Raw genomic sequence first — 18048 nt, forward strand, 5'->3', positions numbered from 1 at the left:
CTGACGGGGGTTCGATGAGTTCGAAGGCGTTTGGAATTCGTATCGGATCGGCCGCGTTCGCTATGGGCTTGGGTCTGGCGGTGGCGAGCAATCCCGGGGTCGCGGTAGCTGATGACTCGGATGCCGGTGGGGCGTCGCAGTCGTCGGATCCGTCGGGCGCCTCGGACTCGGCTGCCTCGGACTCGGCTGGGCCGACCCGTTCGGTGGGTACGTCACGGCGTTCTGCCCAGGCTCATTCCGGTGGTGTGGTGGTGGGGGCGAAGAAGCGTGCCGGTGCGGCTGCGGCGGTGCGGCCGGATTCGCACAGTTCGGATACTCCGAAGGCTGGCACTTCGGCGGTTTCCGGCGCTGCTGCGCGCGCTGGCGAGATCGATGATGGTGCGACGAATTCTGCTGCTGTAGAACAGGTGTCGGTTCCGGCTGAGGCTTCCGGGATGGTGACGGCGGCGGTGGACCCGACGCCGCAGGGTGTGCTGGCCCCGGCCCGGCAGGCCACGGCGGTGGCGGCTCGGTCGACGAATATCGTGTCGGGCTTCCTGTCGCTGCTGGGGCTGAGCCCGTCGGGAGCCGGCAGTGGGCTGCCGGCTTCGCCGGTGCAATTCATCACCGGCGCGCTGGAGTTGGTGCGCCGGGAGATTGAGTCCTTCGTCAACCAGCTCAAGGCGCTGTTGCCCGTCCAGAAAACCCAGAGTCTGACCGCTGGGACCGGGGCGGCCTCGGTGGCCACGGGTACGACGACGACGATCACGTGGGCGTGGGGCGCCAACCCGGTGTTGGCGTTCAACCCGGCCACCGACAAGCTCGACTTCGGATGGATGCAGTCCAGCCAGTTCACCGTCGCCGAGAAGGCCGGTTCGGTGGTGATCGGGGTCGTCGACAACAACCACACCTACACGCTGCAGGGCGTGACCCTGGGTCAGCTGCAGATGAGCAATATTGTCGCCAAGGACGCCGGCACCGTCGCCAAGTGGCAGTCCCTGATCAGCAACGCACAGACGGCGCTGCCGAGTGTTTCGGTTGCCGATACCACTGTGGCCGAAGGAAACAGCGGCACCAGTAACGCGTCGTTCACGGTGACGTTGTCCAAGGCGTCCACCAAGCCGGTGACGGTGACCTACACGACGTCCAACGGCACGGCCACCGCCGGCCAGGACTATGTGGCCGGTTCGGGCACCGTCACGTTCGCGGCCGGGGTCACCTCTCAGACGGTCACCGTCGGCGTGCTCGGTGATGCCACGGTCGAACCTAATGAGACCTTCACCGTCACCCTGTCGAACGCGTCCGGGGCCACCGTCAGCCGGGCCACCGCGACAGCCACCATCACCAACGACGATGTGGCGGTTACCCCGCCGACGGTGTCGATCGGCAACGCGAGCAAAGCCGAGGGCAATAGCGGGACGTCGAACATCTCGTTCACGGTGACGTTGTCCAAGGCGTCGACGACGCCGGTGACGGTCAACTATGCGACGTCCAACGGCACCGCGACCGCCGGCCAGGACTACACGGCCGGGTCCGGCACGATCACGTTCGCGGCCGGTGAGACCGCCAAGACGGTCAGTGTTGCAATCAGCGGCGACGCGACGGTGGAGTCGGACGAGACCTTCACCGTCACGTTGTCGAATGCCAACGGCGCCACGATCTCTGCAGCCTCGGCAGTCGGGACGATCACCAATGACGACACCGCAGGCGGGGGCGGGACCGGTGGCAGTGGTGCCGGTATCAATTCGGGTAATGCCGGGGATGCGAAGTGGGGTGAGGCCTTCTTCGCTCCGTATGTCGACATCGCGGGCTGGCCGACACCGGACTTGATGGCGATCGCGCAGGCCAATGGGGTGTCGTTGGTGACGTTGGCGTTCATGCAGGCCACCTCGGATGGCAAGGCGGCGTGGGGTGGCTACTCGACGTTGACGCCGGGTTCTACCGATGAGCAGGCTAAGAAGATCGATGCCTCTATCGCAGCATTCAAGGCTGCCGGCGGCGATGTGATGGTGTCCTTCGGAGGGGCGAACGGCACGAGCTTGGCGCAGTACTACTCCCAGCACGGTAAGACGGCCCAGGAGTTGGCCGACGCGTACGGCAGCATCGTTGATGCGTATGGGTTGAATCGGATTGATTTCGATATCGAGGGTGCGGCGGTTGCTGACGGGTCCTCGGCATTCAACGCAGCGGCATTGAAGATTCTGCAGACAGCGCGGCCGGATCTCGAGGTGTGGTACACGCTGCCGGTGTTGCCGACGGGTTTGACCGCTGACGGTGTGAATGTGGTGGACCAGGCGTTGAAGGCCGGTGTCAAGCTCGACGGCGTCAACGTCATGGCGATGGATTACGGGGAGGCCACGGCACCCACGACGGGTCCGAACGCAAAGTCGATGGGTGCGTACGCGATTCAGTCGGCGCAGTCGACCTATGACCAGATGACCCCGTTGTTCGGTAAGTACGGTCAGACGTTCAATTGGCGTCAGATCGGGGTGACTCCGATGATTGGGGTCAACGACATCCAGAGTGAGGTATTCACCGTCGCCGATGCGCAAGCGTTGGAAGCCTTTGCGCGCACGAATGGTATCGGGATGCTGGCGATGTGGTCGGTGCAACGCGACACGCCGGGAAGTCTGGGGCAGGCCTCACCGATCGCATCGGGTCTGAGTGATCCCGCCGCCAGTTTCAGTAAGACCTGGAACGACTACGGCACCCAGAACGTCGTGAACCTCAACACCGGCGGCGGGGGTGGCACTCCGGTCACGGGTGGGACGACCACGGTCATCGGTTGGCATTGGGGCCAGAACGCAGTGCTGAACTTCAACCCGGCCAAGGACAAACTGGATTTCGGCTGGATGCAGCCGGCCAACTTCACTGTTGCCGAGCAAGCGGGTTCAACCGTGATCTCGATCGTTGACAACAACCAGACCTACACACTCAACGGAGTCACGGTGAGCCAGCTGCAGATGGGCAACATTGTGGCTCTGGACAGCACCACAACGGCCAAGTGGCAGGGACTGATCAGCACAGCCCAGTCGGCGACCCCGACCTTGTCGGTCGCCGGTGCCAGCAAGGCTGAGGGCAACTCGGGGGCGTCGAATCTGGCGTTCACGGTGACGTTGTCGAAGGCGTCGACCACGCCGGTGACGGTGCAGTATGCGACGTCGAATGGAACGGCCACGGCCGGTCAGGATTACACGGCGGCGTCGGGAACGATCACCTTCGCCGCGGGGGAGACCTCCAAGACGATCAATGTCGCGATTGCCGGTGACGCGACGGTGGAGGGCGACGAGACGTTGACGGTGACGTTGTCCAACCCGTCGGGCGCCACGATCGGCGCTGCGTCGGCAACGGGGACGATCACCAATGATGACATCGCTCCGGCACTGTCGATCGGCAATGTCAGTAAGGCTGAGGGCAATAGCGGGACGTCGAATCTGGCGTTCACGGTGACGTTGTCCAAGGCGTCGACCACGCCGGTGACGGTGCAGTATGCGACGTCGAATGGAACGGCCACGGCCGGTCAGGATTACACGGCGGCGTCGGGAACGATCACCTTCGCCGCGGGGGAGACCTCCAAGACGATCAATGTCGCGGTCGTCGGCGATGCGACGGCAGAGGGCGACGAGACCCTCACTTTGACGCTGTCGAGCCCCTCGGGTGCCACCATCAGCACCGCATCCGCGACGGGCACGATTACCAATGACGACGGCACTCCGCCGCCGTCGGTGTCGATCGGCAATACCAGTAAGGCTGAAGGCAATAGCGGGACGTCGAGCATGGCGTTCACGGTGACGTTGTCCAAGGCGTCGACCACGCCGGTGACGGTGCAGTATGCGACGTCGAATGGAACGGCCACGGCCGGTCAGGACTACACGGCGGCGTCGGGAACGATCACCTTCGCCGCGGGGGAGACTTCCAAGACGGTCAATGTTGTGGTTGCCGGTGATGCGACGGTGGAGGGCGACGAGACGTTGACGGTGACGTTGTCGAATCCGTCGGGTGCCACGATCGGCACTGCGTCGGCGACGGGGACGATCACCAACGATGACGGACTAGCCGGCAGTGGGATCAACTCCGGTAATGCCGGGGATGCCAAGTGGGGCGAGGCGTTCTACGCACCGTATGTCGATATGGCGGGATGGCCGCCGCCGGACCTGTCGGCGATCGCCAAGCAACGTAGCGTTTCACTGCTGACTTTGGCCTTCCTGCAGGCGAACTCGGATGGCAACGCTGCCTGGGGCGGGTATTCGACGCTGACCCCGGGGGGAACCGACGACCAGGCAAAGACCATCGATGCCGCAATCGCCAAGTTCAAGGCAGGTGGCGGCGATGTGATGATCTCGTTCGGCGGTGCCGCGGGAACCAGCCTGGCCCAGTACTACGCGCAGCATGGGAAGTCCGCGCAGGAACTGGCCAACGCGTATGGCGCGGTCGTCGACACCTATGGGCTGAATCGGATTGACTTCGATATTGAAGGCGCAGCTGTTGCCGATCCGGCTTCGATCGCGTTGAACGCTGCGGCATTGAAGCTGCTGCAGACGGCCCGGCCCGATCTTGAGGTGTGGTACACGCTTCCGGTGCTCCCCACGGGTCTGACCGCCGACGGGATCAATGTGGTGGACCAGGCGTTGAAGGCCGGTGTGAAGCTCGACGGCATCAACGTGATGGCGATGGATTACGGTGAGTCCTCGGCACCCACCACGGGCTCGAACGCCAAGACCATGGGCGCCTACGCGATCCAGGCTGCGCAGTCGACCTACGACCAGATGACCCCGCTGTTCAGCAAGTACGGTCAGACGTTCAACTGGCGCCAGATCGGGGTCACCCCGATGATCGGCGTCAACGATGTCACGACCGAGGTGTTCAAGGTCTCAGATGCCCAAGCGCTCGAGGACTTCGCGCGCAGCAAGGGAATCGGCATGCTGTCGATGTGGTCGGTCAGCCGCGACACCCCCGGAACCCTGGGCCAGGCCTCGTCGAGCGCATCCGGACTGAGCGACCCGGCTGGCAGTTTCAGCAATGTCTGGAATGACTACGGCACAACCAATGCCATGAGTCTCTGAGAGCTGGTCTGCCACCGCGCGGCAGATGAGACGCGGCGGGCTAGTTGACCTGCGCGCGGCCCCGCTCGATCACCGCGGCGCGGTTGGCGGCGATGTCGTCACCGGTGGCCTGGGCCATCCACGCGCGGGCCGAAGCCGCCTCGATCCACAGACCCGAGCCGGTCTGGTCCTCGTCGATGCGGTGGTAGGACGCCAGCAGGGCGCGAACGGCGTTCTGGTTGTTGCCCACGATCGTGGCGGCCACCGCGCGGGCCGTCGGCAGCAACTCCTCGTGCGCCACGACCTGGGTGACCAGCCCGGCGCGCAGCGCATCCTCGGCGGACAGGTAGTCGCCGGTCAGGCTCATCCGGCGGGCCAGGCCCACGCCGACCTTCTGCGGCAGCCGCACGCTCAGGCCCCAGGTCGGCAGCAGCCCGACCCGGGCGTGGGTGTCGGCGAAGCGGGCCCGGTCGGAAGCAATCAGGATGTCGCAGTACAGCGCCAGCTCCAGCCCGCCGGTCACCGCCGCGCCGTTGATCGCCCCGATCACCGGGGTGCTCATCGGCGGCCACTTCGGGGAGATGTCGGGGAGTTCGGTGGTGTCGCCGAGCTCCTTGAGGTCCAGCCCCGCGCAGAACACCGGGTCGGCGCCGGTGACGATGACGACGTCGACACCCGGATCGGCGTCGGCGTCCCGCAGCGCCGCGAAGAACCGGCTGCGCAGCGCCGATGACAGCGCGTTGCGCGACGCCGGGCGGTTCAGCGTCACCGTACGGACGCGGTCGGTGGTCTCGATGAGCAAGATGTCGTCGCTGGTCATAGCGACACCGTAGCCAGGGGGCGGTTCGGCCTATCGTGGGGGTCATGTGCCGAAACATCACCGAGTTGCGCGGCCTGGAACCGGCGGCCACGGCCGAGGAGATCACCGCGGCCGCCCGCCAGTACGTCCGCAAGGTCAGCGGGATCACCCGGCCCAACGAGTCGGTCGCCGACGCCTTTGAGGCCGCCGTCGCCGAGGTTGCCGCCACCACGTCACGGCTACTTGCTGCGCTGCCCGCTCGCCGTCAGCCGCCGAAAACCGTTCCGCCGCTTCGGCGGCCGGCCGTGCGTGCCCGGCTGGAAGCCGCCTCTGGTACGTCGGCGCCATGACCACCGCGCTCAAGGAGTGGAGCGCGGCAGTGCACGCCCTGCTCGACGGACGGCAGACGGTTTTGCTGCGCAAGGGCGGTGTCGGCGAGAAGCGATTCGCCGTGGCAGCCGACGAATTCCTGTTTTTCCCGACCGTCGCGCACAGTCACGTTGAGCGGGTACGCCCGGAGCATCGCGACCTGGTTGCCGCGTCGGTCCCGGACAGCACCGGGGAGCAGGTCGTCATCCGCGCCGCGGCGAAAGTCGTTGCCGCCCTTGCCGTCAACCGCGAGGAAGGGCTGGCCGGCATCGAAGACCTGCACATCTGGACCGCCGACTCGGTGCGCGCCGACCGGCTGGACTTCCGGCCACGGCACCGGCTGACCGTGCTGGTGGTACAGGCCAGCCCGCTGGTCGCCCCGATCCGGCTGCACCGCGAGCCGCAGTTCGGCGGCTGTACCAGCTGGGTGGAACTACCCGCGACGGCCGAGCGGGGTGAACCGGTCCACCATGCGGCCGCGCTAGCCGAGATCGCCGGCCGCGTTCGCGCCGCTGTGGGGTGAGGGCGGCTCCGCCGAGGCCGGCAGGATCAGCTTGGACACCCCGCCCTCGCCGTGGTGCACGGTGTGCGTCGAGGGAACCATCCGCGCTGCGCTGATCGCGGGCTCACCGGTTCCGAGGTTGCGGGCATACCGGGGATGGGACCCGCCGGCGACGAGCACCCTGATCCGGCTGCCGGCCTGGAAGCGGTGTGCGATCGCGTCGAGCTCGATGCGCAGCGGGCTGCTCGACGTGCTGTACCGCTGGAAGCCGTCGCTGACATTGCGGGAGCGCCCGCGGGAGTCCAGCTCGCTGATGCGGACGAACACATCGAAGTGGGCCAGGTCGGATCCGTGCGCGAGTTCGATGACCGGGTTGCCGAACACGAACAGGTCGGCGTCCAGCGGGCCGCTGGTGAAGCTGAGCACGTCGGAGCGTGCGGCCAGCGCGGAGTCGTCGCGGTAGCCGCTGCGCTGCGCCAACAGCCGTCCGCCCACCGTCGGGGTCGGGTCGGCGGGGTCGTATCGGAAGGTCGACGGCGCGGCATCGGGCGGCGGGGGAGCCGCGGCCAGCCGACCGCCCGGCTGGAGGTACAGCACGCCCTCGCCGGTCACCGGTGGCCAGTCCGGCAGCTCGATCCAGCCATGATGGCCGACGAACACCCTGACCCGGCTGCGTCGGGCCGGTGTCGGGGCCGCCGCGAGATGGCTGCCCAGCCAGGTCAGCGTCTCGGCCGCCGCGAGGCCGCCGGCCTTGGTGACCATCTGCGAGTGGGTCCACGGCCCGACCGTCATCGCCACGTCCACACCGCGATCACGCAGCCGGCGGTACTGCGCCAGCGTCTGCTCCAGAAACAGGTCCTGCCAGCCACTGAGCAGCAGCACCGGCACCGAACACCGTTCCAGGGCGGCGGTCATCCGCATGGACTCCCAGAACGGGTCGTCGGCGTCGGGATGCTCGATCCACGACTCGTACCAGGGTGATCCCGAACCCAGCAGATCGCGGCCCGCGCTGCCCAGGGGCAGGCCGTGCACACCGCGTTCGAGCCGGCGCGCCGAGCGGGCCTGGAACGCCGCCCGCCGCAGCGGCGGCGTCTCCTGGTGAGCGACCATGTCCGACCAGCCGAGGAAGTCGTTCAGCGAGAACGATCCGGTGCCCCACGACGAGGCGTGGAAGTCGTGCGGACCCACGGTGATCACCGCGGCCGCCAGCTCCGGCGGCGGGTCCGACAGCAACGCCCACTGGGTGAACCCCAGGTAGGACAGCCCGATGGTGGCGAACCTGCCGGTGAACCAGGGTTGTTCGCGCAACCACGCCACGGTGTCGGCGGCGTCGTAGGCCTCGTGCACCATCGGCACGAAGTTGCCACCGGATCCGAACGTCCCGCGCACGCTTTGGAGCAGCACGTGATAGCCGCGGGCGGCGTAGAGCTGGGCGTAGATCACCGAGAACGGGAACGATCGCCCGTAGGGGCCACGCACCAGGATGGTGCCCAGCGGCGTGCCGGTGTCGGGGGCGTAGTGGGTGGCGCGCAGTAGAACCCCGTCGCGCATCGGGATCGCGACCCCGCGATGCACGGCGTACTCGGTGGACGGCGGGGGCAGCCGCAGGGCGCGGGCGACCGCCCGGTCGGTGAACTGGCGGACCCGGGTTCGCACGGCGCTGCTTGGCACCCCGTCAGACTATGTAGTGGGGTGCGCGGCGCTGAGCCCGCATCACGTCGTCGGCAGCCCGGCCGCTCCAGAATGCGCGGTGCGCCAGTAGGCTGGCGTGTTGTGGCTCCCACGCTCTGGGCGATCAGTGACCTGCACACGGGTCACACCGGCAACAAGCCGGTCACCGAATCGCTGTATCCCTCGACACCGGACGACTGGCTGATCGTCGCCGGCGACGTCGCCGAACGCACCGACGACATCCGCTGGTCGCTGGATCTGTTGCGCCGGCGCTTCGCGAAGGTGATCTGGGTGCCCGGTAACCACGAGCTGTGGACGACCGGCAAGGACCCGGCCCAGGTGTTCGGCCGCGCCCGCTACGACCATCTGGTCACCATGTGCGACGAGATGGGGATCGTCACCCCCGAACACCCGTTCCCAGTGTGGACCGAGCAGGGTGGTCCGGCGACGATCGTGCCGATGTTCCTGCTCTACGACTACACGTTCCTGCCCGAAGGGGCGACGACCAAGGCCGAGGGTCTGGCGATTGCCAAGCAACGCAACGTAGTGGCCACCGACGAGTTCCTGTTGTCCAGTGAGCCTTACGCCACCCGTGACGCGTGGTGCCGAGACCGGCTGTCCTACACCAGGGCTCGACTCGAAGAACTCGACTGGATGACGCCGACGGTGTTGGTGAATCACTTCCCGCTGCGCCGCGAGCCCTGTGATGTGTTGTTCTTCCCGGAGTTCGCCCTGTGGTGCGGGACGGTCGAGACCGCGGACTGGCACACCCGTTACAACGCGCTGTGCTCGGTGTACGGCCACCTGCACATTCCGCGGACCACCTGGTATGACGGTGTGCGCTTCGAGGAGGTGTCGGTCGGGTATCCGCGGGAGTGGCGGCGCCGCAGGCCGTATCGCTGGCTGCGCCAGATTCTGCCGGACCCGCAGTACGCGCCGGGTTATCTCAACGACTTCGGTGGGCACTTCGTGATCACCGAGGAGATGCGGGAGCAGTCGGAGAAGTTGCGCGACCGGCTGCGTAGCCGACGCGGATGAGTGAGCTCATGGCTGCGGTGCTGCCCGGCATCACCGATCTCGTCTACGCCGAGGCCTACGACGATCCGCCCGGCCTGATGCCGCTGCCCGAAGAAGAGCCATTGATCGCGAAGTCGGTGGCCAAGCGGCGCAACGAATTCGTCACCGTTCGGCACTGTGCGCGGGTCGCCCTGCAGCAGCTGGGGGTGCCGCCGGTGCCGATCCTCAAGGGGGAGAAGGGCCAACCGTGCTGGCCCGAGGGCGTGGTGGGCAGCCTCACCCATTGCCAGGGCTATCGCGGCGCGGTGGTCGGCCGCACCGCGGCGGTCCGGTCGGTGGGCATCGACGCCGAGCCGCACGGAGTGCTGCCCGACGGGGTGCTCAATGCCATCAGCCTGCCTGTTGAACGCTATGAGATCGGCGCACTGCCCGGTGGGCTGCACTGGGATCGAATCCTGTTCTGCGCCAAGGAAGCAACGTACAAGGCGTGGTTTCCACTCACCGAGCGCTGGCTGGGTTTCGAGGATGCGCACATCAGTTTTGACGTGGATGCGACCGGGGTGGCCGGCAGTTTCGTGTCCAGGATTCTCATCGATCCCGCCGCGCGCTCGGGTCCGCCACTGACCGAACTGGCCGGGCGTTGGTCGGTGGGTGGTGGCCTGGCGTTGACGGCGATCGTGCTGTGAGCGCACCTCCCGGCGGGCAGGAGCGAAGCGACGCGGGGAAGGAACCCGGCGGGCAGGAGCGAAGCGACGCGGGGAAGGAACCCGGCGGGCAGGAGCGAAGCGACGCGGGGAAGGAACCCGGCGGGCAGGAGCGAAGCGACGGGGGGAAATCACCCGGCGGGCAGGAGCGAAGCGACGGGGGGAGATCACCCGGCATCGTCGTCGTCGACAAACCCGCGGGGATGACCAGCCACGACGTGGTCGGTCGTTGTCGGCGCATCTTCGGCACCCGCAAGGTCGGTCATGCCGGCACGCTCGACCCGATGGCCACCGGGGTCCTGGTGATCGGCATCGAGCGGGCCACCAAGATCCTGGGTCTGCTGGCGGCCACCTCGAAGGCGTACTCCGCGACCATCCGGCTCGGCCGGACCACCACCACCGACGATGCCGAAGGTGAAGTGCTGCAAGATGTTTCCGCCGCGTCGGTGACCGCAGAGCAGATCGATGGCGAGATTGCGAACCTGCGCGGTGAAATCTCGCAGCGGCCGTCGGCGGTCAGTGCGGTCAAGATCGGCGGCAAACGCGCCTACCAGTTGGTCCGGGAGGGCCACGAGGTGCAACTGGCCGAACGTGCGGTGCGCATCGACCGCTTCGACGTGACGGCCGTGCGACGGGAGGGGGCATTCGTCGATCTCGACGTCGAGGTCGAGTGCTCCTCGGGCACCTATATCCGGGCGCTGGCCCGCGACCTCGGCGAGGCTCTCGGTGTCGGCGGACACCTGACCGCGCTGCGGCGCACCCGGGTCGGCAGATACGGGCTTGACCAGGCCCGAACGCTCGACGAACTCGCCGAGCATCCGCGGCTGAGCTACTCCCTCGACCAGGCCTGCCTGCTGGCGTTTGCGCGCCGCGACATCACCGCGCAGGAGGCCGACGACACCAGTCACGGCCGGCCGCTCACCAGCGCCGGCATCGACGGAATCTATGCCGCAACGGCACCCGGTGACCGGGTGATCGCGCTGCTGCAGGACCGCGGGACCCGGACCACGTCCGTCGTCGTCATCCGCCCGGCCACGCTGTAGGTCAGCCCGCTAGCTGGTCACCCAGATCGCCTGTGCCGCAGGACTTCCCAGTTCAACAGTGCTTGTTGCTCCGTCGGCGGATTCCACCGACACCGAGATCACGCCGGCGAAGTCGCGCCGCGCCAGCACCCGCAGCTGGGAGTCCAGGCTGATCCCGACGGTATCGAAGTAGCGCAGCATCTCCGGGTCGGCGTCGGAGATGCGGGCGACCGTGCCCAGATCGCCGTCGGTGCAGGCGGACAACTGGCGCGCCGGCGGGGTGGGCACCTGTCCGTCGGCAGCCGGGATCGGATCGCCGTGCGGGTCGCGGGTCGGGTGACCGAGCTTGGCGTCGATGCGGTCCAACATCATGTCGCTGACCGCATGCTCGAGGATCTCGGCCTCGTCGTGCACCTCGTCCCAGCTGTAGCCGAGTTCGCGCACCAGGAACGTCTCGAGCAGCCGGTGCCGGCGGACGACCGCCAGTGCGGCGTGCCGGCCGCGGTCGGTCAGGGTGACCGCACCGTACTTCGCGTGGTGCACCAGGCCCTGGTCGGCCAGCTTGCGGATCGACTCCGAGGCGGTGCTGGCCGACACTCCGATGCGCTCGGCCAGCAGCTTGGTGCTGACCTTCTCGTGCGACCACTCCTGGGCGGTCCAGATCGTCTTGAGGTAGTCCTGGGCGACCGTTGTCAGGTCGTGTACCCCGGGGTTTGGGGTGCCATCAGGGCTCACACCCGAAAGTTTAGGCAATCATCATCTGATCTGGGGATCTAGCGTGTGCCTTGGTCGCGGCGCGCCGTAGGCTTGCCGACGTGGAACGGTGGCGGGGGCAGGACGAGATCCCCTCGGACTGGGGCCGGTGTGTGCTGACCATCGGCGTGTTCGACGGCGTGCATCGCGGGCATGCCGAGTTGATCGCCCGGGCGGTCAAGGCCGGCCGGTCGCGTGGGGTGCCGACGGTGCTGATGACATTCGATCCGCATCCGATGGAAGTGGTCTTTCCTGGCAGCCACCCGGCGCAGCTGACCACGCTGGCCCGGCGCGCGGAGTTGGTCGAGGAACTGGGCATCGACGTCTTCCTGGTCATGCCGTTTACCACCGACTTCATGAAGCTCACACCGGATCGCTACATCCACGAACTGCTGGTCGAACGGCTGCACGTGGTCGAGGTGATCGTCGGCGAGAACTTCACCTTCGGCAAGAAGGCGGCCGGCAACGTCGAGGCCCTGCGCAAGGCCGGTGAGCGGCTCGGGTTCGCCGTCGAGAGCATGTCGCTGGTCGCCGAACACCTCAGCAGCGAGACGGTCACCTTCTCCTCGACCTACATCCGGTCATGCGTCGACGCCGGTGACGTGGTGGCGGCGGCCGAGGCGCTGGGCCGCCCGCACCGTGTCGAGGGCGTCGTGGTGCGCGGTGACGGGCGAGGGCGGGTGCTGGGTTTCCCGACCGCCAACGTTGCCCCGCCGATGTACTCGGCGATCCCGGCCGACGGTGTCTACGCGGCGTGGTTCACCGTGTTGGGCCACGGCCCGGTCACCGGCTCGGTGACGCCCGGGGAGCGCTACCAGGCCGCGGTGTCGGTAGGAACCAACCCGACCTTTTCCGGCCGCACTCGCACGGTCGAGGCGTTCGTGCTGGACACCGCCGCCGACCTCTACGGCCAGCACGTGGCGGTCGATTTCGTCGCCCGCCTGCGCGGTCAGCTCAAGTTCGAATCGGTGAGCGATCTCGTCGAGGCGATGGGCCGGGACACCGAGCGAGCCCGCGCGATCCTGTCCGCGCAGGACTGACTGCGAATCAGGACGCGATCAGGTCATCGATCTGGTTGATCGCCAACGTGGAGCCCTCCACCACACCCATGTCCAGCACCTGCTGAAGCGCCTCGGCGGACGCGAACTTGGCGACGTACACCGCGCGGGTGCGGCCGCCCAGCTCGGTGAACGTGTAGGTGTTCGCCGAGACCGGCATGTCGGGGTTCGGGTTGAGATCCGCGTCCGCGAAACCGTCGAGGAACGCAAAGCTCGTCGGCTCGTCGACGGCCGTGATGTCCCAGTAGCCGGCATGCCTGTCACCCTCGGGCCCGGTCATGAAATACGTCGTGCGGCTGCCGGGGGCCAGCTTGTGGTCGACGACCGTCGCCGGGTACGTCGGCGGCCCCCACACCTTCTCCAGCTGGCGTGGATCGGCGTAGACCTGCCAGATGCGCGCCACCGGCGCGGCGAACTCGGCGGTGATGGTTAGCGTCAGGTTCTCGAGATCGTGGCGGACATCGGTGACGGGCATTATTCAGTACTCCTTAAATTTCCGACTTCGTCTTCCATTGCGATGAGTTCGTCGATACGGGCGATGCGACCCCGCCAGAGGAGCTCCAGCTCGGTGAGCATGGCGGCCACGGAGCGTACGGCCGTCACATCACCGCTGGTCAACTGTTCGCGACCGTTGCGTCGCTTGGTGATCAGGCCGGCTTTTTCCAGCACGACGATGTGCTTCTGCACAGCGGCGAAGCTCATGTCGTACTTGAGCGCCAGTGCGGAAACCGAGTGCTCTCCGGACAGGGCCCGGCGCATGATGTCCCGCCTGGTCCGGTCGGCGAGCGCGTGGAACAGAGCGTCCGCCCGGTCCTCCTGGTCAACGATCACCCACTCAACATACAACCAAACGGTTGTATGTTGTCAAGGACCTGCCGCGATTTCGGTTCCCGGCATACCCGCTGCTAGAGTCACCACCTGGCGTGTGCTGCAGTCCGCGGCGGCCACCAACATGATTCCCTACGCGCGGCACTGATTTGATGGAGATTTTTTCGTGGCACTGACTGCTGAGCAGAAGAAGGAAATCCTGGGTTCCTACGGTCTGCATGAGACCGACACCGGTTCGCCCGAAGCCCAGGTCGCACTGCTGACCAAGCGGATCTCCGATCTCACCGAGCACCTCAAGCAGCACAAGCACGACCACCACTCGCGGCGCGGTCTGCTGCTGCTGGTCGGCCGTCGCCGCCGGCTGCTGAAGTACGTCGCCGATGTCGACGTCGCCCGCTACCGTTCGCTCATCGAGCGGCTGGGTCTGCGCCGCTGAGCGCACATCCCGCCGTGTAACATGGGGGCGTTACGAGCCGGTTTCCGGCTTGAACATCGGGTGCGGTTCACGCACATCCGCGTGTCCCGTTCCCGCGTGTCATAGCGAAGCTGCCTTGATCGGGCGGTCTTCGGTAGTGGCTGCCGGGCCCCCATGAACCGGGGACTGCCCGGCCGCTTCGATCGACGGCCGTAGCCGCATCTTGGAACAAGCCTCGTCGTGCTCAGGTCTACCTGGGTTCACCTATGACACCGCGAAACAGCTGAACAGTGAATTCAGAAAGGCTGTAACGGACGTCTATGTCTGTAGCTGAAATCGACGAAGGCGTGTTCGAAGCGACCGCCGTCATTGACAACGGGAGCTTCGGCACCCGCACCATCCGTTTCGAGACCGGCCGGCTGGCCCAGCAGGCCGCCGGCGCCGTCGTCGCCTACCTCGACGACGAGACCATGCTGTTGTCGGCGACGACCGCCAGCAAGAGCCCCAAAGAGCATTTCGACTTCTTCCCGCTGACCATCGACGTCGAAGAGCGGATGTACGCCGCGGGACGCATCCCGGGTTCGTTCTTCCGCCGCGAGGGCCGGCCGTCCACCGACGCCGTCCTGACTTGTCGCCTCATCGACCGGCCGCTGCGCCCCACGTTCGTCTCCGGGCTGCGCAATGAGATCCAGGTCGTGGTGACGATCCTGAGCCTGGATCCCAAGGATCTCTACGACGTGCTGGCCATCAACGCCGCCTCGGCGTCGACCCAGATCTCCGGCCTGCCCTTCTCCGGGCCGGTCGGTGGCGTGCGGGTCGCCCTGATCGACGGCACCTGGGTGGCGTTCCCCACTGTGGAGCAGCTCGAGACCGCCGTCTTCGACATGGTCGTCGCGGGCCGCAAGGCGGGCGATGACGTCGCCATCATGATGGTCGAGGCCGAGGCCACCGAGAACGTCATCGACCTCATCGCCGGCGGCGCCACCGCGCCCACCGAGAGCATCGTGGCCGAAGGCCTCGAGGCCGCCAAGCCGTTTATCGCCGTGCTGTGCAATGCGCAGCAGGAGCTGGCTGAGAAGGCCGCCAAGCCGGTCGCCGAGTACCCGCTGTTCCCGGATTACCAGGACGACGTCTACACCGCGGTCGCCTCGGTGGCCACCGACGACCTCACCAAGGCCCTGCAGATCGCCGGCAAGACCGAGCGCAACGACCGCACCGACGAGATCAAGGTCGAGGTGCTCGATCGCCTCGCCGAGGATTTCGCCGGCCGGGAGAAGGAGATCGGCGCCGCCTACCGGTCGCTGACCAAGAAGCTGGTGCGCCAGCGCATCCTGACCGACCACTTCCGCATCGACGGCCGCGGCATCACCGACATCCGGGCGCTCAGTGCCGAGGTCGCCGTGATCCCGCGGGCACACGGCAGTGCACTGTTCGAGCGCGGTGAGACCCAGATCCTGGGCGTCACCACCCTCGACATGGTCAAGATGGCCCAGCAGATCGACTCGCTGGGGCCGGAGAAGTCCAAGCGCTACATGCACCACTACAACTTCCCGCCGTATTCGACCGGTGAGACCGGCCGGGTCGGCTCGCCCAAGCGTCGCGAGATCGGCCACGGCGCGCTCGCCGAGCGGGCCCTGATGCCGGTGCTGCCGAGCGTCGAGGATTTCCCGTACGCCATCCGGCAGGTGTCCGAGGCGCTGAGCTCCAACGGCTCGACGTCGATGGGCTCGGTCTGCGCGTCGACGCTGTCGCTGCTGAACGCCGGTGTGCCGCTGAAGGCCCCGGTCGCCGGTATCGCGATGGGCCTGGTGTCCGACGAGGTCAACGGTGAGACCCGCTACGTCGCGCTCACCGACATCCTCGGCGCCGAGGATGCCTTCGGCGACATGGACTTCAAGGTCGCTGGCACCAAGGACTTCGTCACCGCGCTGCAGTTGGACACCAAGCTGGACGGCATTCCGTCTCAGGTGCTGGCCGGTGCGCTGGCGCAGGCCAAGGATGCCCGTACCACCATCCTTGAGGTGATGGCCGAGGCCATCGACGAGCCCGATGAGATGAGCCCCTACGCACCGCGGGTCACCGCCATCAAGGTGCCGGTAGACAAGATCGGCGAGGTGATCGGGCCCAAGGGCAAGATGATCAACTCGATCACCGAGCAGACCGGCGCCTCGATCTCGATCGAGGACGACGGCACGGTGTTCGTCGGCGCCACCGACGGCCCGTCGGCGCAGGCCGCGATCGACATGATCAACGCGATCGCCAACCCGCAGCTGCCCAAGACCGGCGAGCGGTTCCTCGGAACCGTCGTCAAGACCACCGACTTCGGTGCGTTCGTCTCGCTGCTGCCGGGCCGCGACGGCCTGGTGCACATCTCGAAGCTGGGCCGCGGCAAGCGGATCGCCAAGGTCGAGGATGTCGTCAAGGTCGGCGACAAGCTGCGCGTGGAGATCGCCGACATCGACAACCGCGGCAAGATCTCGCTGGTCCTCGTCGATGAGGATGCGCCGGCCGAGGAAGCTGCACCCGACGCGGCCCCTGTCGATGCCGCGACCGCCAGCAGCTAGCTCAGCGTCGCTTCGCCGCGGCCGGCACACCGATGAGGTGCCGGCCGCGGTGCGGCGCACTGTCCTCCCGGGCGGCCTGCGGGTCGTCACCGAGTTCGTGCCGTCGGTGCGGTCGGCCTCGGTCGGGGTCTGGGTGAACGTGGGCTCCCGCGACGAGGGGCCAACCGTCGCCGGCGCCGCGCACTTCCTGGAACACTTGCTGTTCAAGGCAACCCCGACCCGCACCGCGGTCGATATCGCCCAGTCGGTCGACGCCGTCGGCGGTGAACTCAACGCGTTCACCGCCAAGGAGCACACCTGCTACTACGCCCACGTCCTCGACGAGGACCTGGAACTGGCCGTCGATCTGGTCGCCGACGTGGTGCTCAACGGCGTGTGCGCCAGCCATGACGTCGAGCTGGAGCGCGACGTCGTGCTCGAAGAGATCGCGATGCGCGACGACGATCCCGAAGACGCCCTGGGTGATGTTTTCCTGACGGCGATGTTCGGCGACCACCCGCTCGGACGGCCGGTGATCGGCAGCGTCGAGTCGGTGTCGGCGATGACCCGCGCGCAGCTGCATTCCTTTCACGTCCGGCGCTACATCCCGGAGCGCATGGTGGTGGCCGTGGCCGGCAACATCGACCACGACGAGGTGGTCAGGCTGGTGCGGCGCTATTTTCGCGACCGCCTGGTCAAGGGCCACCAGCCGAAGGCGCCCCGCAAGGGGGCCGGGCGGCTCACCGGCCAGCCCAGCCTGGAGCTGATCAACCGCGACGGCGAGCAGACCCATCTGTCCCTGGGCGTTCGCGTACCGGGCCGGAACTGGCCGCACCGCTGGGCGCTGACGGTGCTCAACACCGCACTCGGCGGCGGCCTGAGTTCGCGGCTTTTCCAACAGATTCGGGAAAGCCGTGGTCTGGCCTACTCGGTGTACTCGACGGTTGACACCTTCTCCGATAGCGGGGCATTGTCGGTGTATGCGGCGTGCCTGCCGGAACGATTCGACGAGGTGGTGCGGTTGACCACCGAGGTCCTCGACGGGGTGGCCCGCGACGGCATCACCGAGAACGAGTGCCGCATCGCCAAGGGGTCGATTCGCGGTGGATTGGTGCTCGGCCTGGAGGACTCCGCCTCGCGGATGAACCGGCTGGGCCGCAGCGAACTCAACTACGGCGAATACCGCAGCATCTCCAGCACGCTGCAGCGCATCGACGCGGTGACCGTCGAGGAGGTCAACGCGATCGCCCGTCAGGTACTGGCCAACCCGTTCGGGGCCGCCGTACTGGGCCCGCACAAGTCCAAACGATCGCTGCCGCAGCCACTTCGGACCATCAGGAGCTAGC

General features: G+C 67.1%; 15 protein-coding genes. 10 read left to right on the plus strand and 5 right to left on the minus strand.

The window, feature by feature from the left end; translation table 11 throughout:
• Nucleotides 1-14: 14 nt before the first annotated feature.
• Nucleotides 15-5042, plus strand: a complete 5028-nt coding sequence (locus ADBZ9K_RS17200) for a Calx-beta domain-containing protein (RefSeq protein WP_526622448.1) — start codon at nt 15-17, stop codon at nt 5040-5042.
• A 40-nt stretch (nt 5043-5082) separates the two neighbouring features.
• On the opposite strand, the gene ADBZ9K_RS17205 is transcribed toward ADBZ9K_RS17200, so the two are convergent.
• Nucleotides 5083-5841 carry an enoyl-CoA hydratase gene (locus ADBZ9K_RS17205; protein WP_526622450.1) on the minus strand — a complete coding sequence of 253 codons (759 nt, stop codon included), beginning with the start codon at nt 5839-5841 and terminating at the stop codon, nt 5083-5085.
• 44 nt (nt 5842-5885) lie between these two features.
• Here ADBZ9K_RS17205 and ADBZ9K_RS17210 point away from each other — a divergent pair, with 44 nt between their 5' ends.
• Complete coding sequence (locus ADBZ9K_RS17210) at nt 5886-6170, plus strand: DUF2277 family protein (RefSeq protein WP_526622452.1); 285 nt, start codon at nt 5886-5888, stop codon at nt 6168-6170.
• Nucleotides 6167-6712, plus strand: a complete 546-nt coding sequence (locus ADBZ9K_RS17215) for a DUF1802 family protein (protein WP_526622454.1) — start codon at nt 6167-6169, stop codon at nt 6710-6712. The genes ADBZ9K_RS17210 and ADBZ9K_RS17215 overlap by 4 nt, the downstream gene beginning before the upstream one ends.
• Here ADBZ9K_RS17215 and ADBZ9K_RS17220 read toward each other — a convergent pair.
• On the minus strand, nt 6671-8362 hold the full coding sequence (locus ADBZ9K_RS17220; RefSeq protein WP_526622456.1) for a CocE/NonD family hydrolase: 1692 nt from the start codon (nt 8360-8362) through the stop codon (nt 6671-6673). The genes ADBZ9K_RS17215 and ADBZ9K_RS17220 overlap by 42 nt on opposite strands.
• Before the next feature lie 102 nt (nt 8363-8464).
• On the opposite strand from ADBZ9K_RS17220, the gene pptH reads away from it, so the two are divergent.
• The 3 genes from pptH to truB all read left to right on the plus strand — a co-directional run bounded on the left by pptH (nt 8465) and on the right by truB (nt 11126).
• The gene (pptH, locus tag ADBZ9K_RS17225) at nt 8465-9400 is read left to right on the plus strand and encodes an ACP phosphodiesterase PptH (protein WP_526622458.1); all 936 of its coding nucleotides are present in this window, start codon (nt 8465-8467) and stop codon (nt 9398-9400) included.
• Entirely contained in the window at nt 9397-10065 is a 669-nt protein-coding gene (gene pptT / locus ADBZ9K_RS17230; RefSeq protein ID WP_526622460.1) for a 4'-phosphopantetheinyl transferase PptT, read from the plus strand. Before pptH ends, pptT begins: the two co-directional genes overlap by 4 nt.
• A 194-nt stretch (nt 10066-10259) precedes the next feature.
• Entirely contained in the window at nt 10260-11126 is an 867-nt protein-coding gene (gene truB, locus ADBZ9K_RS17235; protein ID WP_526622749.1) for a tRNA pseudouridine(55) synthase TruB, read from the plus strand.
• Between the two features lie 9 nt (nt 11127-11135).
• Here the strand turns inward: truB and mntR are convergent, their stop codons facing one another.
• Nucleotides 11136-11840, minus strand: coding sequence for a manganese-binding transcriptional regulator MntR (gene mntR, locus ADBZ9K_RS17240; RefSeq protein ID WP_526622462.1), 705 nt, complete (start codon nt 11838-11840; stop codon nt 11136-11138).
• A gap of 80 nt (nt 11841-11920) precedes the next feature.
• Between mntR and ADBZ9K_RS17245 the strand changes: the two genes are divergently transcribed.
• Nucleotides 11921-12898 carry a bifunctional riboflavin kinase/FAD synthetase gene (locus ADBZ9K_RS17245; protein ID WP_526622464.1) on the plus strand — a complete coding sequence of 326 codons (978 nt, stop codon included), beginning with the start codon at nt 11921-11923 and terminating at the stop codon, nt 12896-12898.
• A 7-nt stretch (nt 12899-12905) separates the two neighbouring features.
• Here the strand turns inward: ADBZ9K_RS17245 and ADBZ9K_RS17250 are convergent, their stop codons facing one another.
• Both ADBZ9K_RS17250 and ADBZ9K_RS17255 read right to left on the minus strand, forming a co-directional pair.
• Nucleotides 12906-13391, minus strand: a complete 486-nt coding sequence (locus ADBZ9K_RS17250; protein ID WP_526622466.1) for an SRPBCC family protein — start codon at nt 13389-13391, stop codon at nt 12906-12908.
• Nucleotides 13391-13747 carry an ArsR/SmtB family transcription factor gene (locus ADBZ9K_RS17255; RefSeq protein WP_526622468.1) on the minus strand — a complete coding sequence of 119 codons (357 nt, stop codon included), beginning with the start codon at nt 13745-13747 and terminating at the stop codon, nt 13391-13393. The genes ADBZ9K_RS17250 and ADBZ9K_RS17255 overlap by 1 nt, the downstream gene beginning before the upstream one ends.
• Nucleotides 13748-13910: 163 nt before the next feature.
• Between ADBZ9K_RS17255 and rpsO the strand changes: the two genes are divergently transcribed.
• From rpsO to ADBZ9K_RS17270, 3 genes are all read left to right on the plus strand, one after another.
• Complete coding sequence (gene rpsO, locus ADBZ9K_RS17260) at nt 13911-14180, plus strand: 30S ribosomal protein S15 (protein ID WP_059020502.1); 270 nt, start codon at nt 13911-13913, stop codon at nt 14178-14180.
• A 299-nt stretch (nt 14181-14479) separates the two neighbouring features.
• Entirely contained in the window at nt 14480-16723 is a 2244-nt protein-coding gene (locus ADBZ9K_RS17265) for a polyribonucleotide nucleotidyltransferase (RefSeq protein ID WP_526622470.1), read from the plus strand.
• Nucleotides 16701-18047, plus strand: a complete 1347-nt coding sequence (locus ADBZ9K_RS17270; RefSeq protein ID WP_526622472.1) for a M16 family metallopeptidase — start codon at nt 16701-16703, stop codon at nt 18045-18047. The genes ADBZ9K_RS17265 and ADBZ9K_RS17270 overlap by 23 nt, the downstream gene beginning before the upstream one ends.
• Nucleotide 18048: the final 1 nt, after the last annotated feature.

Origin of the sequence: Mycobacterium sp. (assembly GCF_965229265.1) — a bacterium.
In the GTDB taxonomy this organism is placed as follows: Bacteria; Actinomycetota; Actinomycetes; order Mycobacteriales; family Mycobacteriaceae; genus Mycobacterium.